Origin of the sequence: Paraburkholderia sp. J69-1, from assembly GCF_905220255.1 — a bacterium.
GTDB lineage: Bacteria > Pseudomonadota > Gammaproteobacteria > Burkholderiales > Burkholderiaceae > Paraburkholderia.
The window spans coordinates 1-20118 of sequence record NZ_CAJMZG010000037.1 but is presented as its reverse complement, the minus strand read 5'-3'; the positions used below and the strand labels follow the sequence as shown (position 1 = coordinate 20118).

Annotated in this window: 14 protein-coding genes and 2 pseudogenes; 1 reads left to right on the top strand and 15 read right to left on the bottom strand. The window is 58.2% G+C overall.

Going from position 1 to position 20118, the window contains the following annotated elements; all coding sequences use genetic code 11:
- Positions 1–44: 44 nt before the first annotated feature.
- The 13 genes and pseudogenes from U5A67_RS38595 to U5A67_RS38535 form a co-directional block, all read right to left on the bottom strand.
- Positions 45–896, bottom strand: coding sequence for a hypothetical protein (locus tag U5A67_RS38595; protein ID WP_321818481.1), 852 nt, complete (start codon positions 894–896; stop codon positions 45–47).
- Positions 893–2644 (bottom strand): AAA family ATPase, encoded by a 1752-nt coding sequence (locus U5A67_RS38590; RefSeq protein ID WP_321818480.1) that lies wholly within the window; start codon positions 2642–2644, stop codon positions 893–895. The genes U5A67_RS38595 and U5A67_RS38590 overlap by 4 nt, the downstream gene beginning before the upstream one ends.
- A gap of 2 nt (positions 2645–2646) precedes the next feature.
- Positions 2647–4563, bottom strand: coding sequence for a restriction endonuclease subunit S (locus tag U5A67_RS38585; protein ID WP_321818479.1), 1917 nt, complete (start codon positions 4561–4563; stop codon positions 2647–2649).
- Positions 4563–6338: an N-6 DNA methylase gene (locus U5A67_RS38580; RefSeq protein ID WP_321818478.1), complete on the bottom strand. Its 1776-nt coding sequence runs from the start codon at positions 6336–6338 to the stop codon at positions 4563–4565. The genes U5A67_RS38585 and U5A67_RS38580 overlap by 1 nt, the downstream gene beginning before the upstream one ends.
- A gap of 64 nt (positions 6339–6402) precedes the next feature.
- A pseudogene (locus U5A67_RS38575) lies at positions 6403–7110 on the bottom strand (DEAD/DEAH box helicase family protein); the annotation flags it as partial.
- 53 nt (positions 7111–7163) lie between these two features.
- A complete protein-coding gene (locus U5A67_RS38570) occupies positions 7164–7391 on the bottom strand; it encodes a helix-turn-helix transcriptional regulator (protein ID WP_321818476.1) in 228 nt (75 codons plus the stop codon).
- A 336-nt stretch (positions 7392–7727) separates the two neighbouring features.
- The gene (locus U5A67_RS38565; protein ID WP_321818475.1) at positions 7728–9146 is read right to left on the bottom strand and encodes a UvrD-helicase domain-containing protein; all 1419 of its coding nucleotides are present in this window, start codon (positions 9144–9146) and stop codon (positions 7728–7730) included.
- The gene (locus tag U5A67_RS38560; RefSeq protein WP_321818474.1) at positions 9133–10863 is read right to left on the bottom strand and encodes an ATP-dependent nuclease; all 1731 of its coding nucleotides are present in this window, start codon (positions 10861–10863) and stop codon (positions 9133–9135) included. The genes U5A67_RS38565 and U5A67_RS38560 overlap by 14 nt, the downstream gene beginning before the upstream one ends.
- 169 nt (positions 10864–11032) lie before the next feature.
- On the bottom strand, positions 11033–11626 hold the full coding sequence (locus U5A67_RS38555) for a TIGR02391 family protein (protein WP_321818473.1): 594 nt from the start codon (positions 11624–11626) through the stop codon (positions 11033–11035).
- A gap of 215 nt (positions 11627–11841) precedes the next feature.
- Positions 11842–12747: an AbiJ-NTD4 domain-containing protein gene (locus tag U5A67_RS38550; protein WP_321818471.1), complete on the bottom strand. Its 906-nt coding sequence runs from the start codon at positions 12745–12747 to the stop codon at positions 11842–11844.
- Positions 12748–12780: 33 nt separating this feature from the next.
- On the bottom strand, positions 12781–15003 hold the full coding sequence (locus U5A67_RS38545) for a S8 family peptidase (RefSeq protein ID WP_321818470.1): 2223 nt from the start codon (positions 15001–15003) through the stop codon (positions 12781–12783).
- Complete coding sequence (locus tag U5A67_RS38540) at positions 15000–16157, bottom strand: AAA family ATPase (protein ID WP_186192855.1); 1158 nt, start codon at positions 16155–16157, stop codon at positions 15000–15002. The genes U5A67_RS38545 and U5A67_RS38540 overlap by 4 nt, the downstream gene beginning before the upstream one ends.
- Positions 16158–16386: 229 nt before the next feature.
- A pseudogene (locus tag U5A67_RS38535) lies at positions 16387–16545 on the bottom strand (DUF2274 domain-containing protein); the annotation flags it as partial.
- 734 nt (positions 16546–17279) lie between these two features.
- Here U5A67_RS38535 and U5A67_RS38530 point away from each other — a divergent pair.
- Positions 17280–18206, top strand: coding sequence for a hypothetical protein (locus U5A67_RS38530; protein WP_321818469.1), 927 nt, complete (start codon positions 17280–17282; stop codon positions 18204–18206).
- A 505-nt stretch (positions 18207–18711) separates the two neighbouring features.
- Here the strand turns inward: U5A67_RS38530 and U5A67_RS38525 are convergent.
- Both U5A67_RS38525 and U5A67_RS38520 read right to left on the bottom strand, forming a co-directional pair.
- On the bottom strand, positions 18712–19002 hold the full coding sequence (locus tag U5A67_RS38525; RefSeq protein ID WP_321818468.1) for a DUF6881 domain-containing protein: 291 nt from the start codon (positions 19000–19002) through the stop codon (positions 18712–18714).
- Positions 18999–20118, bottom strand: a 1120-nt coding sequence (locus tag U5A67_RS38520; RefSeq protein WP_321818467.1) for an HYD1 signature containing ADP-ribosyltransferase family protein, incomplete at its 5' end; no start/stop codon positions are given. The genes U5A67_RS38525 and U5A67_RS38520, both read right to left, overlap by 4 nt.

Below are 20118 nucleotides of genomic sequence, written 5' to 3'. Positions count from 1 at the left end.
TCATACAGAATGTGAGAGACCCTCGCCTGTGTTACGCCGTAAGATCAGGCAACCAACCTTGATAGCTGAGGATCGTTGCGCAAACGGATGCACCATTTCGCTACAGACGAAAGCTCAGCTTCAGGCTTGGTGAGGCAGACGATGTCGCGAGCCGTAGATTTCACTCGCTCACGCGCCGCGGCTGAGGTTCGTACATCAGATAGCGCCTGTAGGTACTTATTAACCAGCTTTGTGGTGTTTTGCCAGACCTTCCGCCGCTCCTCGGCCAAGGCCTGATGTTCGGTAAGTTTCAAGCGCTCCACGGTACGTTTGACTCGCACATAATCCCAGCGAGGAATGCCGGGGGCGGGCACTGCCTTCCCTTCTTCATCAAAAGCGAGCAGCGTGACGTCGTGGGCATTCGTCGGGTCAAGGAAGTGCGGAACCTCGTCCCCTTCACAACGGTGCGTGTAGGTCGAGCATTGCGAGCCGTACCGGAGCGGAAACCAAGCGCTTTTTTTTCGATTGGGAACCGTGCCGGCAATGCGGAAGTTCATATAGTCGAAGGCTAACCACCAATAGCCATCACGCTCTAACCCTTTGATGTTGCGTGCAGCTTTCTTTGGGCGAAAGTGTTCGACATCGAGATGTGATGCGATATCACGCGCCTCAGTAAACCAGCATTTGCCGCCCGACAACGCGAGAAGCCACGGCTTCAGCTTCCCCCAGTGCCCCCCATGCTTGTCAATCAACTCGTTGCGCTCCTTAGTCTTCCCAGCAGTATCGAGCTTCGAGAGTTCTCCTGCCAATCGCTCTGACTCTGCCAACCACGCGCTCCAATCGGCCTGCTTCCAGCGAATATTCTCAGGTAGGTCTGCATCGGTTGGCAGCTTATTCTCCAGATCAATGAAAATCACTGATCACCCTCCTCTCGCAAAATCTCATCAATGATGTCACCAGCAATGCGGTTTTGTTCGGCCTGCTCTTCCGCTGTGAGCGTGGGTTTTCGGAACTTACGGTGCTGCGCCATCTTGCGCACGAACAAGGCATAGTCCGGATCACGAAAATCCGCCGTTGAAAATCCCAGATCGGCTAATTCGCTGGATAGACGTGAAAGCTCCGCATCCTCTTGGGACGTGCGTGCAGACTTAACGAACAATTCATTACGGCGGAACAATCGCCGCTCAGTTTCGATGTCCAGTGTAGAAGACAGACCGAACAGCTCGCTCTTGAGCAACCCGGTTACACCCATGCCCTGCGGGTGCTCGTCAGGCACCTCTACCAATGTGCGCTGGCCTTGGCGGCGAAGGATATGCACCTGCTCGCGCTTGAGGCTACCTACCATCATCGGATCATGTGTGGTGATGAGTATCTGCGATTCGCCTTGTGCCATCTGGCCAGCATCGGGGCTCAGCACACCCTCGATGTCGTCGAAGTAGCGCAGCTTCCAGATCGGATTGAGGTGAGTGTCGGGCTCATCGAGCAAGAACAGGCAATGGTCTTCGCGGGTGATGCGCATCAGGCCCAGCACTGTAAGCATCTGCAACTCGCCTTCGGAGAGTTGGGTGAAGCTCACCTTGCCGCCGTGCTCGTCGCGCTTTTTCACCGTGATGCGCACCTCATCGATCAAGTCGCCGATGTAGGCACCTTCGGCGTAGCGGAAGAAGCTGTCAGTGCCGCCCACCATTTCACCCAGTTGCTTCAGCTTGGCGTGGCTGGGAACGTACATGTAGAGCTGCTTCTGCTTTTCAGTGCGTCCACGGAAGTCGATCTGCTTGGTTGCCTCCCGCTCGATGGGCGCCCAAGCCACCTGCCAGAGCTTGTCAAGAAACTCGCTCACCACATTGCCACGCGCGTACCAGAAGCGCGGATCGCCTTCGTTCAACTCGTTCTCGTCAAACTTGCCGCCTTGACGCTTGCTGCGCAGCCTGTGAGGTTCCTTCAACACGAACAGGGCCGACTCCAGCGATTCAATATGTAGGTTCTTCAGCACCTTCTGGAAGACCTGATCATCCGACAGCAGACACGCCAGCAGCACAAGCTGGCTGTGGCCGCCACGACAGTAGAACAGGCGTCGTAGACGATCATCGCCCGCCTGCCTTTGCCGTGCCTCCCGGCGGCGCTTGGCCTCTTCCAGCGCGCGGATGTCCGCCTCACTGGCTGTGAAGTTCTCCAGCAACTGCTCAGGCAGTACCTCATCGGTAGTGATCTCCTGGCGCTGGTTGAAGCGGCGCTGGTGTTCCTGGAACAGCGCCTCAATACGCTCGTTGCGGCCCGAGTAGTAGGCAAAAATGTGTGAGGGCAGTAACTCGCGGTTCTTCAGCAGATGGCCTTGCGACTCGGGTTCACCGTCCACCCATACGAAAGGCCGTTTCTGCTTGGCGGTCTCGGCTTGCAGACGCACCGCACGGCCACGGATCTCATACTCCAGCGTATAGTCCAGTGCGGCATCGCGGTCCAAATCCACGTCGCGAAAGATCGTGATCAGCGCCTCGATCAGATTAGATTTGCCTACGCCATTCTGGCCAATCAGCGCGTGACTGCGGATGGGCTTGGATGCGCTATCGGCAGCTCCACCAGGCGTGGGCTCCAGATGCGTGGCAAAGTCGATTACCACCCCACGAAGGTTCCGAAAATCCGGGATGGCCAAATATCTGAGTTGCATGGTCAACCACCAACGGTTTCGGTGGGCTTTTCGCGCACCTCGGCCACTTTGGGCTCAGCAATCCAGCCGTGGGCGACTTCGGTTTTCAGTTGTGCATAGAAGGCGTCAATCTCGCCGCCAAAACGTTGCCATAGGTCACGAGCTGACAGCTCGCCATTATGGCGAACCAAGATCGTGGCCAGCGGCGCCTGGGCTTTGGCGTCAGGCGGAACGCCTAGGCATAGCGGGGCGACAAGTTCGGTTTGCGGGGCTTTCACGGAGATGTCCTGATCTTGTTCGAGGGTTACGCCCGTTAGAGCGGCGACGGCAGCGATACTAAGTCGTACCGCAAGGTCGCACTTGGCATCCAGCTGTTGTGCTAGCTCATCACACAGCTCTTGATGTCTGCGCAAGCTTGCTAGTATCTCGGAAAGAACTGGCTCCGGCGGGACTGGAATAGGAACACTCCCCACCTGGGTAAGGTTCAAACCGGGCTTGTCCCCATAGATGTATCGGGCCAAGAAGGCTCGTCCGCCGAAAGCGTTAACCATCCAGAAGTGAATGAACTCGGCCAGACTCGGCTCATTCAGCCGAATCAAGGCAACGTGCTGGCTGACATAGGCTTTGTTTGGCAGCTCAGGAATAACTGCGCATCGGCCGACATTTCCACCGGTAATCGTGAGTAAAACGTCACCTGGACGAACCAGGGTTCTTTTCCCTTCCACTCGCTCTGGCAAATTCACGAAGGCAGGCGAGTCGAAGATCAGCGCATCCTGCCGGATATCCTGTGAGCGAATGAAAGAGTCACCCGCGCTCGACATATAAGCTTTCCAGCCTCGCGACCCGCTGGTGATGTACTCGGAGAGATCGGCAAGTGTTTTCCATTCCCACCCCATGGGGAGCGCGCCCAACTCCATGCCCGAAGAGTCGTCCCGTGTCGCCAGCTTTGACTCGGGCAAGAGCATGCCTCGCAGCGCAAGATCGAAAAGCACGTCGCGGAATAATCGAACGTCCCCCTGCTCACTGAACAAGCGCTCGAAGTTAGTTTGCAGTCGTTGCCAGCTGTCTTGCAGTTCGAGCGGGCTTTGCGCGCTGGCGAGGGCTTGCAGGATAGACTGGCGCAGGGCGTTCTGCAGTTTGCGGCGATCTTGCTGCTGCGCTTCTAACTGATCGCACAAAGCCATCAGTTCATCGACTTTCGCGATGATTTTGGATTGCTCTTCTGTGGGCGGCAGCGGGAAGGCCCGCGTCGCGAAATAATCGGTGGGAACGCGCTTTTGGCCCGCCGTGCCAGTCATGTTCCTCTCGCCTTCGATCGTGAACAACGGTGATCGCAGGAATAGGTAGACGTAGCTCGGCAAGACACCCGGATGAATGGCACGGAACACCTGAAGCTCTGTTGTACCAGCACCGATACCCGCATCTCCCGGCAAACGTTCAACAACCGCAGCCTTGCCGTTTTCAAAGCATGGCGTGATCTTGGCCAGCACCACATCGCCATTTGCGAAGTGGGTGTAGCCCTTCTTGATGTCACTCCAGCGCTTGGTCTCGGCTACGATGGGTGCCTTGTAAAGCTGGGGCACACCACTCATCGGAACAAAAGCGGCCAACTGATCGTCTGGCGCCTCGTTGCGGGGGTTGATCTCGCCGATGTCAAGCAAACGAGACCATTGCCATGTTTCTGGAAGCACGATGCCTTGGGGCGCGTGCACCGGCTCGCTCTCGAGCTCAAGCAATCGCTTGTACTTCTTAGCTTGGATCAGTCGCCGCCGCTCCTTCCCGATGCTGGACAGCAGCTGACCAGCACCGTCCACGTTTTCTACTCGTGGTATGAGCGCGCCGGTGACCGCCAGTTGGTAGATCATCTGGCGCAGTTGCGTGATTCCCCTAGGCGCGTTGGCAATATGCCCGAACTCCGCCAAAAACTGCTGCGCATCCATCAGGCATCCTCGCCGACGACATGGTGCGCCAGCGCGGCAGCGAGTTCGCTCTTCAGGCGGTTCTCGGTCTCTTCGATCTGGCCGAGGAGGGTCTTGTACTTGTCCAGCAGCACGTCGGGATCAAAGTTTTCTTCCTCTGGCGCATTGGGGTTCTTCAGATCCAAGTTATAGATGGGCCAGTACAGACGATCACCAGCAGCCTGGGCGTCGCGGGCCTGCAACCGCAAGGATTCAACCTGGTTGCGCAGGCTGTCGATTTCAACTTCCACCGGCGTGCGTTGCTTGGCATCGCTCAAACCTTTAATGGATTCACGCAGCTCGCGTATACGGTTGTCCAATGCGCTGGCTTCGTTGCCCAGTTGTTCAGCTCGGGTCCAATGCGGCTGCGCCGCCGCTTCGGCCTGCTCACGTTTGTTCTTGAAGTCCACCTTCCAGGCGAATTCGTTCTCCTCGCGATCGGCAAAGTCGTTGGCCTCGCTGCCCCACCAGTCCTGAAGAGGTTTGAATTCCTCGAAGCGGATGGGCTTGGTCTTGCTGTAGCTCCTGTAGCCCGTCGGATAGGGATGCTCGTAGTACCAGATGGTATCGGTGTGGAAGTGCTCGGTGCCATCGTCCACCGTGGCACGCCTAGTGAAGAACAGCAGATTGGTCTTGATTGTGGTGTAGGGTGCGAACACGCCCTTGGGCAGACGTACGATGGTGTGCAGCTTGCAGTCGCGCAGGAGAAGTTTCTTAAGCGTGGCTTTGATGCCATCGCCGAATAGAAATCCGTCTGGCAGCACCACGGCAGCGCGGCCATTTTCCTTTAGAAGCTTCTTGACGATGAGGGACATGAACATGTCGGCCGTCTCGCGGGTGCGCAGGTCGGCCGGGTAATCGCTGCCCACGCCGTCGTCTTCATAGCCACCGAAAGGCGGATTGGTGATGACACAATCGACCTTGTCGTTAGCGCTCCATTCGTTCCAGCCGATGCCGAGCGTGTTCTTGTGCTCGATCTGGCTGGGCACGTCGATGCCGTGCAGCAACATGTTGGTGGTACACAGCAGATGCGGAAGCTGCTTTTTCTCAATGCCGCGAATGGCCGCTTCAATGGCCCGCTGCTCTTTCGTTCCCGACTTGGTAGTCCGCTGATTGCGTAGATGGTCGATAGTGGCAGTCAGGAAGCCACCCGTCCCGCATGCTGGATCCAGAACGACCTCGTTCTTCTTCAGTCGTGGGTCGACTCGATCGACCATGAACTGGGTGATGGCGCGCGGGGTGTAGAACTCGCCCGCATTGCCGGCGCCGCGCAGATCGTTGAGCAATTGCTCGTACACATCCCCCAGGTTGGCACGAGTCTTGAAGTCGTGGAAGTTGATGGCTTCTTCCAGCTTTTCGATCACGGCCAGCAACTGGGGACCCGATTTCATGTAGTTGTTGGCATCTTCAAAGACGCTACGAATCACCTTGTGCTGGGCACTAGCGTTGGCGTCCAGTTCCTTGAGCTTGGGGAACAGATCATTGTTGACGAAGCCGATGATCTCGCTGGCCGCCTTCTGCGGAGCCTTCTTGCCATCAGAACCGCCCAAGTAAGCAGCCCAGTTGCGCCAGCGCAGGTGCATGGGCAACGGGGATTTGTATTTTGGGTTGTAGTCTTCCCACTCATCCTCGCGCTGATCGAAGACCTTGAGGAAAAGCATCCAGGTGAGCTGACCCAGACGTTGGGCGTCGCCGTCGACGCCATCGTCCTTGCGCATAATGTCCTGAATGGACTTAATGGTACTGCTGAGGTTCATATCGTTGTTCTCATATCACGGCACCTGAGGGTTCGACTCAGGCCCTTTTCTGTTCGGGCTGATCTTGGTCGTATAGAGCTTGTTCAGCCAAGAACAAGATGCGCTTCTTGGCTTTGGCCTTCCACAGGCGCCAGATAATCTGAAAGGCTGTATAGGTTTTTCCAGTGCCGGTGGCCATGACCAGCAACACTCGTTGTTGACCTTTTGCGATTGCTTCAATGGCTCGGTTGATGGCCACGCGCTGGTAATAGCGTGGCTCCTTGCCACTGCCATCGGTATGGAAAGGCTGCTCAACCAACTTGACGGCATCGTTTGTAGTGATGCCCTTCCATTTTTGATATAGCGACCAAAGGTCATCAATGGATGGGAACTCGGATAACGCAAACTCGCGCTCAATCGGCTGGGTCAGCCCAGTGCGATCGTGCATCCAGAAGCCATTCCCATTGCCGCTGATCGCGAAGGGTGCATCGAGCATCTCCGCGTAAGCGAGCGCCTGCTGCATACCATATCCAACAGAGAAACGTGCCTGCTTCGCTTCGACAACTGCAATGGGGATGCTCGGCCGGGCGTAGAGCACGTAGTCGGCGCGCTTGGGGCCACCTTTGGCCTCGGGGTTCTTGGTGCGAGCAGCGAGTTTGCCGCGTACCATGACGCGACCATCGGTCAGATTCACCTCTTCACGGAACTGGTGCTGCTGCCGCCCAGCCTCTCGAATCGCGGGCGTGATGAACTTGGTGCAAATATCCCGTTCGCTTAGTTCGTACTTATCCACCCGACTCTCCCCTCAAATTTGCCGCTGGCTATTCCTTTGTTCGATTGCCTCTGTCATTCATTCGACGGAGGAGACGCATCATCCGGTGCGTACTCTAGAAGATCGCCGACATTGCACTGGTAGTGCTGACAGATGGCATTAAGGGTGTCGAGATCAATGCGCGCTGAAGTCTCGCGATAAAGACTAGCCACCGTGTTGCGCGACAAGCCCGTCGCGCGCAGCAGGTCGACGATCTTCTCTTTGTTCTCGCCCATCAGGCGTGAGAGATGTATTCGGATCACTTATGCCACTCACAGTTGCGGGTCAAAAGCATCAATTACCTGACGTTTTTCATCCTCAATCATACCATGCAGGTAGAGCATGCCAACTTCTCCTGGCTAATGCCACACGATGGGAACCCGTTGATCTGTCGGTCGATCCTTGGATGTTGGCCACATTGCGGCACAGGAATGGCTAGCGGACCAAGGGGTTCTAACTGAGGGAGCTCCATTGTGAGCGGGGCACTGCCTTCGCCTGGATTACATCCTCGACGATTGTCTCCATGAGCTTTCCAGCAGGCGGCTCTTTCGCACCGCTCGGGCTCGCGAACTTTTTCCTCTTGCTATTTCCCCGCCGACTTAGCCCAATATGGCGCTGGCGCTACACACAACCAACTTCATCGATCCGCGGGTCATGGCCACATATAAGTGCTGCGCGCTCATGCCCTCCGTATTCAGCACCACCGCCACTTCTGCCTCCAGCCCTTTGAGCAGCAGCGTGCTGCCGACTGCACGCTTGGGCAACGGCCGGCCCAGCAACCGGTTCTCTTCGCGCACACGCCTGGCAGCCTCTGCAAGCGGGACGCTTCCTGCCGAGGCTCCACGCAGTGCCTTGAGCACGCCGTAAAGAATGGCGGGTCGATGCACGCGCACATTCGGCATCTCACGAAGCTCTGACAATAGTGTTGCCGCTGCGGCGATGGACGGGGCGCGCTGGAAGGCCAAGGCACTGCTCTCCGCTGTGGACGGCGGATTCCTTGCGGTTCCTCGGGCCAACGACTCCAGACGCCGCGTCAGCTCTGCGACACCCACGTTTGTCATGACGCTTTGCGCCAGCGCCAGCAACTGCCCCATGGCCCCCGCAGACGCAACATCGAAACTGTTGCCGAAGGCGATGAGGTCCTGTAAGTCGACTGCCTCAACGGTCGAGGCCCCTGGCGTCTGGCTTGCGAAGTTCTGCTGGCTAGAACGGTTACGGCTGTCGGCGACGATCAGCACGCGCCCGTCGGCGGTGGGCGGAAGTGTCCGCGCCGCGGCCAGTCGCTGCTGGTGGTCGTTGGGAGGGACCGTCTGAATCCACGTCACATGTGCTGGTGGTCCAGTGCGCAGATCCACCGACTGACCGGTAATCAACAGGCGGCGAGCCTCTAGCAACCATTGTCCGAGTGCTTCCGTACCGGCATTGCGCCACCGCCACGGCGTGGCCAGTTCCGCCACGACTGGGAAATGTGCGCACACTTGCTGCTCCCAGTTGGCCAAGGCGTTGCCACCGAACCCGAAGATGCCCTGCATCGGATCGCCAAGCACGCAGGTCGGTAGAATCAGCGAGAGAAAGTAGACGAGATAGTGCTGAGGCACCGAACAGTCCTGGTACTCGTCAACAATGAGGTGCGCGTAGGACGCTTTTAGAACGTCGCTGACGTGCCCAGCCTGCAACAGCTTCCAGGCGAATTCGCGGATCGCCGGGTAGTCTCGCGCCGGCGTGGCGAGCCGCAGGATATCTGGGTCGTGACCGCTGCGACCCGGAAAGTTCGCAATCAACCGAATGGCCCAGCCGTCGATGGTGCTCAATCGATAGGCATTGTGCGGCACACCTGCACGGTCCAGCCGGCCACGAAGTGCCGCCACGCCAGCATTCGTGTGCGTGAGCACGAGGATGGGTTTGCGATCTCGGTGAGCGGCCAGAGCGTGGGCGATCAACTGTGTCTTGCCGCACCCGGCCGGTGCAGTGACGGTGCCGCGTGCAATCGCGCGCAGGTCGAGTTCAACGGGCCCCATGGGCCGCCCACGCAGATACCTGGTCCACCAGCGCCTTGAAGCCCGGATCGCATAGCGGCAAATCCGGCGCCACGATGGTCCTTGCTACGTCCTCCATCCAAGAGATGGACTTAAACCAGCCGGCCTTGCGAATGCGCGCCGCCTGCCCGAGCATAGCTCGGCTTGGCACCGATAGCGCTTGCGTGTTCTGGATCTCGTCCCAGACGGCCTGAACGGTCAGAGTGTTGTTCGAGACCGTGCGCAGGTGTTCGTGGATCAAGTCGCCATGCAGTTCGTATGCGTAGCTGATTAGTTTTTGACAAGCGGCCGGCGTAAGGCTGCCAAACAGTTCGTCCTCCAAGGCGCGGCCTGCGCGGTAGGCGACGACCGCGCCACCGGCCTGCAGAAATGCCTGTTCGATGGCAGGCGTGGGCTTCTTGTCGTCATCCCGCACCACCATCACCCTGTAGCCTAATGACTGGAAGGCCGCAGCGCGAGCATAGGGGCGGTCGGGCTCGCCACCACCACAATCGACCATGGCAATGCCCTGTGCTGCGAGGGACACGCCGCCGTGTTCGACTCGGTGCAAATCCAGGCCACGCAGGAGTCCGATCTCGCTGGCCCCTTCGCACACGATCACCGAGCCAGCCAGAAAGGCCTCGGGATAGAGACGAATGGTGCTTTGGGTATCGTTATCGGTGCCCACCATACGGGCCTCATGGCCGTGGAGACTACGGCGCAGCACAAAGAGCTGGCCGCCCGACAACTCCCTGAGCGCTACTGGCGAATGCGTGGTGAGAAACGCCTGCAGCGGGGCCGGCTCCTTCGCTCCGAGAGAGCCGAGAAACCGAGCAATGCGGTGCGGCTCAAGGCCATACTCCAGTTCGTCCGAAAGGACGATCGATGCTTGGCTGGCCGCCTTACGCTGCAGACCAGCGACCAACAGGCGTGTGGACCCGACGCCGAGACTGCGAAGCGGGATGCCGCCCTCATTGTGCAGGGAGATGGTCCCGCCTCCGAACGACACGGAATGCGAGTCGAGCAGTGCCCTCGCCTTCTCGCCAATGTAGACGCCGAGTTCCTGAGCGGTCGCAGCGACGATCCCCAGCGCTTCTCCCAATTGCTGCTCAGCCTGATCGCCAAAGCCGCCACGTGCATCCCGTGCTGCCTTCACGAGGGCTGCCGAAGCATCAGCGCGTTCCTCCGAGATGCGGTTCAGTACCGAACCCCTCTGCCAAGCCAAGTTGTAGTCGGCGAGCGCACCGATCCGCGTCGGCGCCAGGGCCAGGCGATCCTTCCATGCGAGCGTCTTCACCAGACCTTGCTGGGATGCGCGATCAGAGACGAGGGTCCAGGACGGTTCCAGGTCACTGGCGACGGTCAGATTCAAGCAGAGAACCACTTCTGAGCCGGCGGAGGGCTCGTCTTCGACGATGCCCGTGGCGGCGTGATAGCCGCGCAGAAACGCACCAAAGCTTTCCAGCGAACTCATGTTGTCGTCCAGCGCGCCGAGCGTTAGCGTGATGCTGACTGGAGCGGTGATGTCCATGCCAAAGAAGTCAGCGTCGGAAATCTGGACATTGCGCCTAGCGCCCAAGCATAGATCGATCGCATCCAGCACTGTGGATTTTCCGCTATCGCCCGTGCCGATCAGACAATTGATACCAGGGGATGGACACCATACCAATTGCTTGATGCCACGGAAGTTGGCGATCTCGATCTTTCTTATTCTTGCCATTGGGCGCCCCTGTAATGTTGTGCGGCCTGGTCCGCTTTAGAAATCCCTGGTGCAGAAGCAAATTGCGAGGTGTTTGATTCTTTGTGCCGCCTGGATTCGTCCACAGGACATCGCCTGAGTCCCAGCGGCCCTAGGTCGTATCAAGAACTACCGACGCAACTGGCGCGACTCAGCTCTTCGGAGCGTCTTTCGCTTCGTAGATCCGTCGGGCCAGAAGGCTGGCGAAGATCAGATACTGCGCGGCCTTCTCCGGGTCGAGATCATGATTCAGCGAATGCGCCTTGGGATTGCGAATACCAAGGTAAGCACCGACCAAAATCTGCATGAAACCCTTCTGCTCATTTCGGCCCGACTCCGTGTCGAGTTCGCTGAGGATCAAGTGCGGTTTTTCCACGCTCAACGCTTGTGTCGCCAGAGCCGCACCGTCGAGATCCAGGCCTGTGCGCTCTCGCATCAAATCAAATATCGCAACGACGGAGTTCAAAACGGCATCGCGGTAGTGTCCGTCCACATAGTGCTGGAAGGCATGCGCGAAGATGACCGGATGCAGCGGTCCCTCAAAGCCGATGCTCGGTTTGGTGCCCGTCGCTTCACGCACATACGCTTCCGCCCTCACCTCTACCTGGGGAAGATCGCGCGCAAGGATGTCGTCGTAGTCATTGGCGTCGCCAAATCCGATATGCCTGCCAAGACTTCCCATGTCTTGCTCAGGGAACCCTGCGCCGGTCCACAGCTTGCGCAGTAGTTGATAGTCGGCTTTCAAATACCATTGATCAACTTGGCTCCAGCTTTATCGTTGCTCGCAAGAAGGCCTTGTGCATCGATCGCTTTCTGACGCATTGCCCGAAACAGGGCATTTACCTCCAAGTACCATTCAAGCATTGCGTCTCTCCCCGATTGATCTTTTCCATTTCACAAGCCCCCCCAAACCTGCATGAGCGATCGCCGCTATCGCGCAACGTACGGGCTTTCGCGCTTTTACTTTTTCCTCAGCATCAACTGAATCATGGCGAACAGTCGATGGAAAAGATAGTCAATCTGGTCCACATCGATCACCGGCACCTGGCTGATCTCCGAATGCCGAATGAGGTGACTGTTCCCAATGGAGTTCAGTTCTGTCGCTTCTTTCTCCAACCTCTCTCGCAGCGACGGTAGGGAGGTAACTGCATCGAGGATGATCTTGATAGAGCGCTTCTTGTCGCTCGGGTCAGCCAGTGACTTGAGTCGCTCCCATGCGTCCCACAACCGCTCCAGCGCTTCACGACGCACCAACGGATTGCGATCCGAAAACTTGGCCCGGCATTCGTCGAGCATGTTGTCGAGCGTGCGATCTCCCGTATTGAAAAGCGTTCGTTTCAGTTCTTCGCCGAGCACCGGCGGTAACAGTCGCTCAATTCGACCATTGGGCAGCATCTCGAACGCAACGCCGTTGCGCGCGAATATGCGATTGACGGTCGCACGAAAGTCCGCCTGCCCCGCCTCCTGATCGAAAGTCAAGTGATGATGGCTGAAGAAGTCGTGATACTTCCCAGGAATCGGCTTAGCCACTGACGCGTGAACAAACTCGATAAAATCCAAGATGAGCAAGGTATCCGGCGCGAACGGCTGTCGCTCAGCAAAATAGCCCTCCCCCTCAACGGAAACGATCTCCAACGGCCAAGCCAGACCCGGCATTTCCGCACTGACGGAAGCCGCCAGCGCATCCGAGTCGCCCCCGCAAGTGGCTTGGCCGTCCGGACAGCGTTCGGGAAAGCGTAGACCAAATGCGCCGCTACTGATCAAGGCTTGTACCGTCGCCACAATGCCGGCCCAGACCGTCGGTGAAATCACCTGCTCGGTGCGTGCGCGTGGACCGTTCTGTCGGTCGCTGAAATAGTCGCTCATAGCGTTGATTTCATATTCGTTCTGCTTGATCCACTACACACGAATAGGCAGTGTGACCTTCGGCTGAATGGGCACCAACATCTTGGCGTAAGCACGCAAAATGTCGTTGTACAGATCCGCGTGCTTGGGTGCCTCGACAGTGATAATTAGCGCGTAGCGAATCTTCTCCGCACTCGTCGTCGGCGCACCGGCCTCGCGTGCGTTGTAGTGGATATCGAACACAGGGTTATCCAGGCTAGTGCCGCGCATGGACTTGTTACCGTGCAGGACCGTCTCCCACTTGCCCATGTCGGAACGACGCTCCTCTTCCGTAGCGTACTTCGTCATATCGAAGAAGCCCTTTGTGTCCGCGTTGCTCTTGCCTTCCTTGACCTTCTTGTCGCTGGGCCGGAACACGATTTCCAAGCCGGCCCGCGTGTAGGCAACGGCATCCTGCGGGTCTGTAGGCGACGCATAGCAGAAGGTCGCCTTCAAGCGGATGTTGCCTTGCAAACCACCGGCAGGCAGCGGAAGTGACGCACGCAGATATTTTCCCGGCTTCAGCTCACCCTGATAGACCACCCTCGCCACCCCGGTTGGGCACGTAATAACATCCATCAAATCTTCTGGGATCTTGCCCCAACCCACTTCTAGCTTGTCGTGCGTGGACGAGTCTGCTGCGTGAACGAGCAGGGCCTTGATAGCCAGCGGCGTTAAGTCCGCACCTAGAATCGCCCGGACGCCGACGGCATTGCGCAATAGATATGGCGACGCAAAGCTGGTACCCAACTGCGGCACCAGTGTCGGCTTCGCACCTGGCGCCAACACATGAAAATACTTGGAGTTAGCGGCATCCCCGCCGAAGGCCATGAGGTCTGGCTTCACCACGCCGGGGCTACGCCCCGGCCCAATAGCACTGTACGCGGCACGTGACCATGATGCGTCGATGTTGTCGGCAGCGCCCACAGCTAGCGCATTGACGCAGTCCGAAGGTACCTGCACACGGGCGTTTCCTACCGACCTATCCATTTGACCATTGTTGCCAACAGCCACGGTCATCAACGTCTCGCCATCGCTGAGCAGGTCGTCGATCACGGAAGTCCAGGCATGCACATCCGTGTCATCAATTGGAAGGTCCGGCCCAAGACTCAAATTGATGAACTGATACTGTCGCGACAACAGCACTTCTTCGACCAGTCCCAGCGTACGATACAGCTCCAATGGGTCTTCCGAGTCGGTCTCGCGATCCAGAACGCGCAAGTGATCAACGTAAGAGTAAGGCCGTGCAGCGGTGCTATTCGGAGCAATTGGGCCGAACAGGAATGCCGAAGTCACACCAAGGCCATGCTCCAAGCCGCCCGGATCGTCCTCTGCCTTTTCATCCAGAACGCGGTAGGTATGCAACCATGGCGCAATGCCGTGCAGCTCGGGCAAACCGCCATCGAGGATAGCCACCTTAGGCTCGGACGATAACGGCTGTTCCGTCGGCAGACTGCACGGCACCGTCACAGCCGCCGAACGCTGCACGGGACGCATACCACGCAGCTTCGGCATAGAACGAATTACGCGAACAAATGAGAATTCGGCCAGACGCACAACGTTGTCATGCGCACCTTCAACCGGGAGGAACCACAGATTGCCAGCGCTAAACGCCAAGTCGGCATGGATCTTCACGCCGACATCAGCCGCGTACTTGACAAATGCTCGCTGCACGAACTGATCATTGTTGCCAGGAAGCAGATGGATGCCAACCTCGAAGAAGCGATCCTTTTCGTCGCCAAGCGAAACAATACGATCCTTCGGTTCGAACGCGGAAATCCGCTCGATATGCGACAGATCCTTCGCTTCGCTCGACCCCTCCTCCAGTTGCCCTGCCCAGTCCTTCAACTGACGGAAGGCCTGGCGTTTGCCCACCACGAATAGCTCTGTGGTGGTCGACTCCCGCGGCGGCCCCTTCTTCGACCAGCCGTCCGGCGTAAGTTTGACTGCCCTGCTGCCGACCGACTCAAGACCCACGTTGCGCAGCATGGCCACCGGAAAAAAAGAGCGCGCAATGTAGCTGGGATTGAGCGCGAGGCGTGCTACCCCAAAATCCCCCGGGCAGGCGTTGTCAGGCAAGGTATCGAGGCTTGCTGCAACGTCGAGGAACTGCGGTGTCAGTCGACTCCGCGCCTGCTGCAGCGTGTAGACCTCAGCCTTATCCATGCCGCGCTTCGGCCCCTTGATTTCGTGGGTCAGCAACTCGCCACGCCCGATCAGGAAATTGGTCTGGTTCATGCCTCACGCCCCCGTTTTTTAGGCGCGACGGTCGATCCGTCGCTTGTGTACTTGCGAATGGTGTCTCGGCTCACGCCGGTGATATCCGAGATGCTGTGCTGGGACAAACGCGTCTGCTTAGCCAGCAGCACCGCCATATCGATGCGCCCCTGACGGTCCAGCGACAGAGCGCGCGCCTTGATGAACTCTTCGATCAAATCTGCATCTGGTGTCGTCCCCAACGCCACGGCACGTCGGAAACGCTGTATCTCGCGCTCGATGTCGCTGAAGGACTGGCCGCGAAACGCGAAGGCCAGAATCTCGATCCAACGCCCAAACAGGGCGAAGTCCGGCCCCAGGAAGCGCTTGATTGCCTCTTTGACTGCTGCTGCCTCTGGCACCTTGAATTCGACCACGAGGTCGAATCGACGCCATAGCGCCGGATCGATCAGTTCCGGATGATTGGTTGCTGCCAGTAGCATCCCCGTCGCCGGCCACTCATCAACCTCCTGCAGTATCACAGTCACCAGCCGCTTGAGTTCGCCGACGTCAGTGTCGTCGCTACGACGTTTAGCGATCGCATCGATCTCATCCAGCAATAAGACACAGGGGACACGTTTGGCAAAATCCAGCGCTGCGCGCAGATTGCTGCCACTACGTCCCAGCAAGCTACTCATCACAGCAGTCAGATCGAGTACGTACAACGGCACGCCAAGTTGAGCTGCCAACCAACGCGCTGTCAGCGTTTTGCCGACACCTGGCTGACCAACAAAGATGGCAGAGCGCGTCGGCGTCAAGCCCAGTGCGGTGAGACGGGCTGTTTGCTTGCGCTCCTGAATTAGCTGACCAAGGGACTCTTCTAGACTGGCAGACAGCAGTGGCGCTTCGCGATCCGGAGAGTCCTTGAAAACCTTAAGCAGCGACAAACGCGATTCATCATCCACCGGCAGCACCTGTTCGGTGAATGACGGCGCGGCCGCCTTGCGCAATGGAGCTCCCGCTCGATGCGGCTTGGCGCGAAGGAACAAATCCACCTGCTCAGCCAACTCTGGCTCGGTGCCCCGATACTTTCTGACCAGCCTCGCAGCGAACAGACGAACATCCTCCGTCTGCTCAGCCAGTGCCAATCGCACAATCTGGGCTAAATCAGCCTTCAAACCACTCAATTCGCCCATAACACGCACAACCCATTGATTTAAAATGTTTTTTACTAAACAAAAAACGGACTAGTCGTATTGTCTCATACTTTTCAGATGGCTGTGAAGGAGATCGGAAATGGGGCACATCGCGCCGATCTACCTCCTAAAGGAGGCAGGCGCCGATGGTGCGGAGGTGGCACAGTCCACCGCATCAGGCCTAGGGGCGCAGTCAGCGGCGACTTATCGGAAGCGCGACAGATAGCTGTCAGCCGTCTTTGGCGATGGGCTTCGCGGCCGGGAATTTGTTAGTCCGCCGAAACCCTCGATCCCCAGCCATAGAGGCCTCCAACATGTGCGGAATCAACGTCGTGGCATCGAAAGCCTCGCCATATGCTTGCGCGTGCAACGCGGCGTAGCGGACAAGGGATATTCCGAACGCAGTACCGGCGAGCGCGAAGCAAAACGGGAAGCGAGTTGCATGCCATTTCTCCTGACGAAAAGGGTTAGCCGTTCAAGCCGCACACCGGATTCCTAGATTCGGAGCCCGCCTTTCGGCGGTTCTGTGCGGTCGGCACGAGGAACCCGGTTGGCCCTGTTGCCACCGTCTTTCCTGAGTTCATCGCCCGCGACGGTCAGGAGCGCGTGAACGCGGGCCGTCAAGGGACAAAAGCGCAGGGTTGGTGCGGCCCGCAGGCGCAGCCGAGGACACGGCCCTGCGCGCCTTGACGGGACACGGCCGCGGGCTACAGTCGCGGACAAGGTGATGAAGTCAGGGGAGACGGCTGGACAGGCAACGGCCATCCCCGTGTGCCAATCGCACGCAAGCGAAGCGCGCAGGCCCGGATCGAGGAATCCGGGCCGTAGGCGTCAGCGATGGAAGCCCGTAGGGGCGAAACTCGCGCAGCGAGGTTCGATGCGAAGCACGAGAGCGCGGCCCGGCCGTGCCGGGGACGCCCGCCCGCCTAGCTATTCCAGACACTTGCTCGTAGCCGATTTTTTGCGGACAATGAAGGCAAGGCCCCGTCCGCCTGAGCTTCGAGCGGCTCAATCAAGACTACGTTTTTCGCACGACCTTCTTTCTTGCCACCACCATGCGATATCGCCTGGGCGTCGGCCAAGTAATCGCTCGATTGGCCTGCGCTGAATCAGGAGAATCGTATGTCGATCGGCATTTCGGACCTTGCCCATTCTGTTCGCACGAGCAGCGCCTCTGCGGGTGTCCCCGTCCAACTTGGACATGCGCAACAGCTTGTCGCCGCCGCACTGGGTTATAAGAGCCTTGCCGCCTACCAGGCTGCACAGGGAGCGACACAGGAACCCCCGCATCTGGATGACGTTCACCATGTCATACCCGACTACGACATGCTCAATCAACGTGCTGGTGAACTTGACGCGGCCCCAGCGCCGAGCCAACTCCGCGAGTTGATCGGCGAAGCCTTCAAGGCACGGGCGCCCCATACACGTATCCACGCCTCTCACGCGAACTTCGATAACTACGTGCGCGAGCACGTAGATCAAGTGGTCATCGAAGATGGCGACGTGAACAACGAGATGGCCGGTGCCAACTACGACGGCATCGATGAGATCTATTTCGACTTCGAGATCGAGTCCAATACCATCCCTGTCGGGAGCACGCTGGACATCGACTTGGACGGCCATGTTGGCTTGGGCATCGACACGGAGCGCCCCTATTCCGGCCACATCGTGAATGTGGAAGGCACCGTGAGCCTGGCGCGTTCTGGCCGCCGGTGCTTCGGATCGGTGGACTGCCAAGTCACCAAGGCATCACTCGATACCGACTGGGGGGACGACGATCATGATGGCGAACCGCCTGTGCGCAGCACGTCCGAAGCCTATGCCGAGCTGCTTAGCCTGGCGTTGCATGAGGTCGACGATCTCGCCGATGTAGAAGCAATGCCACTGGATGGAAACAGCGGCGAAATGGTCTATGGTTACCTTATCGATTTCACGGACGCCGCCTCGCCGGAGGTAGCTAAGAAGATCCTGCAACGTCATTCTTCGCTGCGTATCGAAGTCGGCCCCAGTTTCTTCGAAAACGTGCGTTACGACGGCTGGCCTCGCTGACGGGGCGATGTGAGCACATCCCGAAGGGGATGCGCTGCTGGGGTGTCGGGTGACGCCCCAGCGCTGGATTAAACGACGATCCGCCCGGCGTGCCGCGCTTCGCGCGCGTAGGCGCTCAGGCGCTTCTCTGCGCGAAAGTGCGTATTTCACACCAAGCTGGACAGCGATTTCACACGAAGCTGGACAGCGATACCTGCCCACGTTCGTTGGTTGAACATGGACACGTAGCCTCTGTGAATCAGCCGAGCATGGGAAGGGTGTGGTTTATAGACCGCCAAAGTCGGCCACCGCCCGGGTAGAACCGCTCGTTATACTCACTTGACTAGTTACCGCAATGCCTTCCTGGCTTGTAAGACCTGCCTGCGCCGGGCTCTCCGCAAGTTTGCCGGCTGCATTGTTGGCTGCAAGGGTGCTGGCCGCAGTCGAACTGTTTGTGGCAAGAATTCTGGAGCGAACTTTCGTCAGGGTCGACAAGATGCTCAGCCCCTCTACAACGAAGGTCAAATTAGACGCCCCGCATCGATAACGCCGCAGCCCATATCGACTCAAAGTCGTCTTCACTTATCTCGGTGGGCACGAACTGCGAGTCAGCTGCAATCTCGTCCTCCGCTGGCAGCGGCTCTGTACTCAACATCGAACCGCCCACTGAACGGCCATCTTCAGCGAATCCCATCCGCCCGTCGGCATAGATTTCGACTTTTCTTCGCTCCCATCGATTGGAATCGACCTCGCTGTAAATGCACGTCGGTTCCGATGGAATCACATGAATCCAGTTAACGCGAATGTATTTCATCATTTTCCAGTCACCTTACCACTGCCAACAATCCGGCCAGTTAGATTGAGCGGTGTCTCGTTCGGGACAACGAAGACCCCAGGTCTTCCTTGAATGACGTTGAGATCACTAACATCGATCGAAACATAGTTGGAATACCGCGCACCTTGAAAAGGGTTATTGATGAAGGCCCGCGACAACTGAGCTGGGGTCATTGTTCCGGGAACGATGTCGGACAGATATTGGCCGTTCCCATAACGAACGTCGTTGGGATTCAGAGAAAACAACGAAGGATTCAAAGTCTCTGAATCGAGAATCCCATTCATGCCAGCTTCGTTCGTGTAATGGTACAGCGTAGACGCTCCGTCGCTTGTGGCACCCACCCAATCATCCCCGGTCCCAAGATCAATACCCGAGCCAACTCCGACCGGGAGTCCACTACCTACCGCATCTTCGCCACTTTCCTGTGCCTGCTCCGATGGCGTGGTTGCCGGAATGATCGACACCGTATCGTTGTCCGCCTCACTCTGTTGACCCGGCTTCCCCCCCGTCTCATCAGGTTGTACGTGTTGTAGCGTATTATTCAGTGCTTCGTTTTCCGCTGATGTCTCAGCGCCTATCACACTCTGGCCCAGAATCTCCGCAATACCGCCGCCAGCCAACATGGCAATCGATGCCGTCAACGACGACTGACCCAATGTAGGTGAGATTCCCGACGGGTCGAGCGCGTCTATCACCAAGGGCGAGAGGACCGCGCTCGTCGCCGCTCCGATAGCTCCGCCTCCGCAACCCTGCCCACTAGCGGCGCCAGCAGCACACCCCAGAGCCGCGTGAGCCGCGACGGCCTCTCCCCAATCAATGTAAGAATTCTGCTTCGCGGTTCCGATTGAGTACGCCACACTCGCCGCTACGTCTGCAACGCCGTCGTCACGAAAGTTGGTAAGAAAACTTCCACCCTCTATCGCCGTTTGCGCCCCGGCCTGAATCACCGCCTCTGCCCCGAGCGCGGCAGCGGCTTCAGCCACACCCGTTGCCGTCGCGGTGCCTGCAGTCGGAATCAGGGCATTGCCGACACTTTGAACACCCGCGAGTGCGGCAAGGCTCGACGTTGACGCGCCAGTGGTAAATCCAACCGAGCCG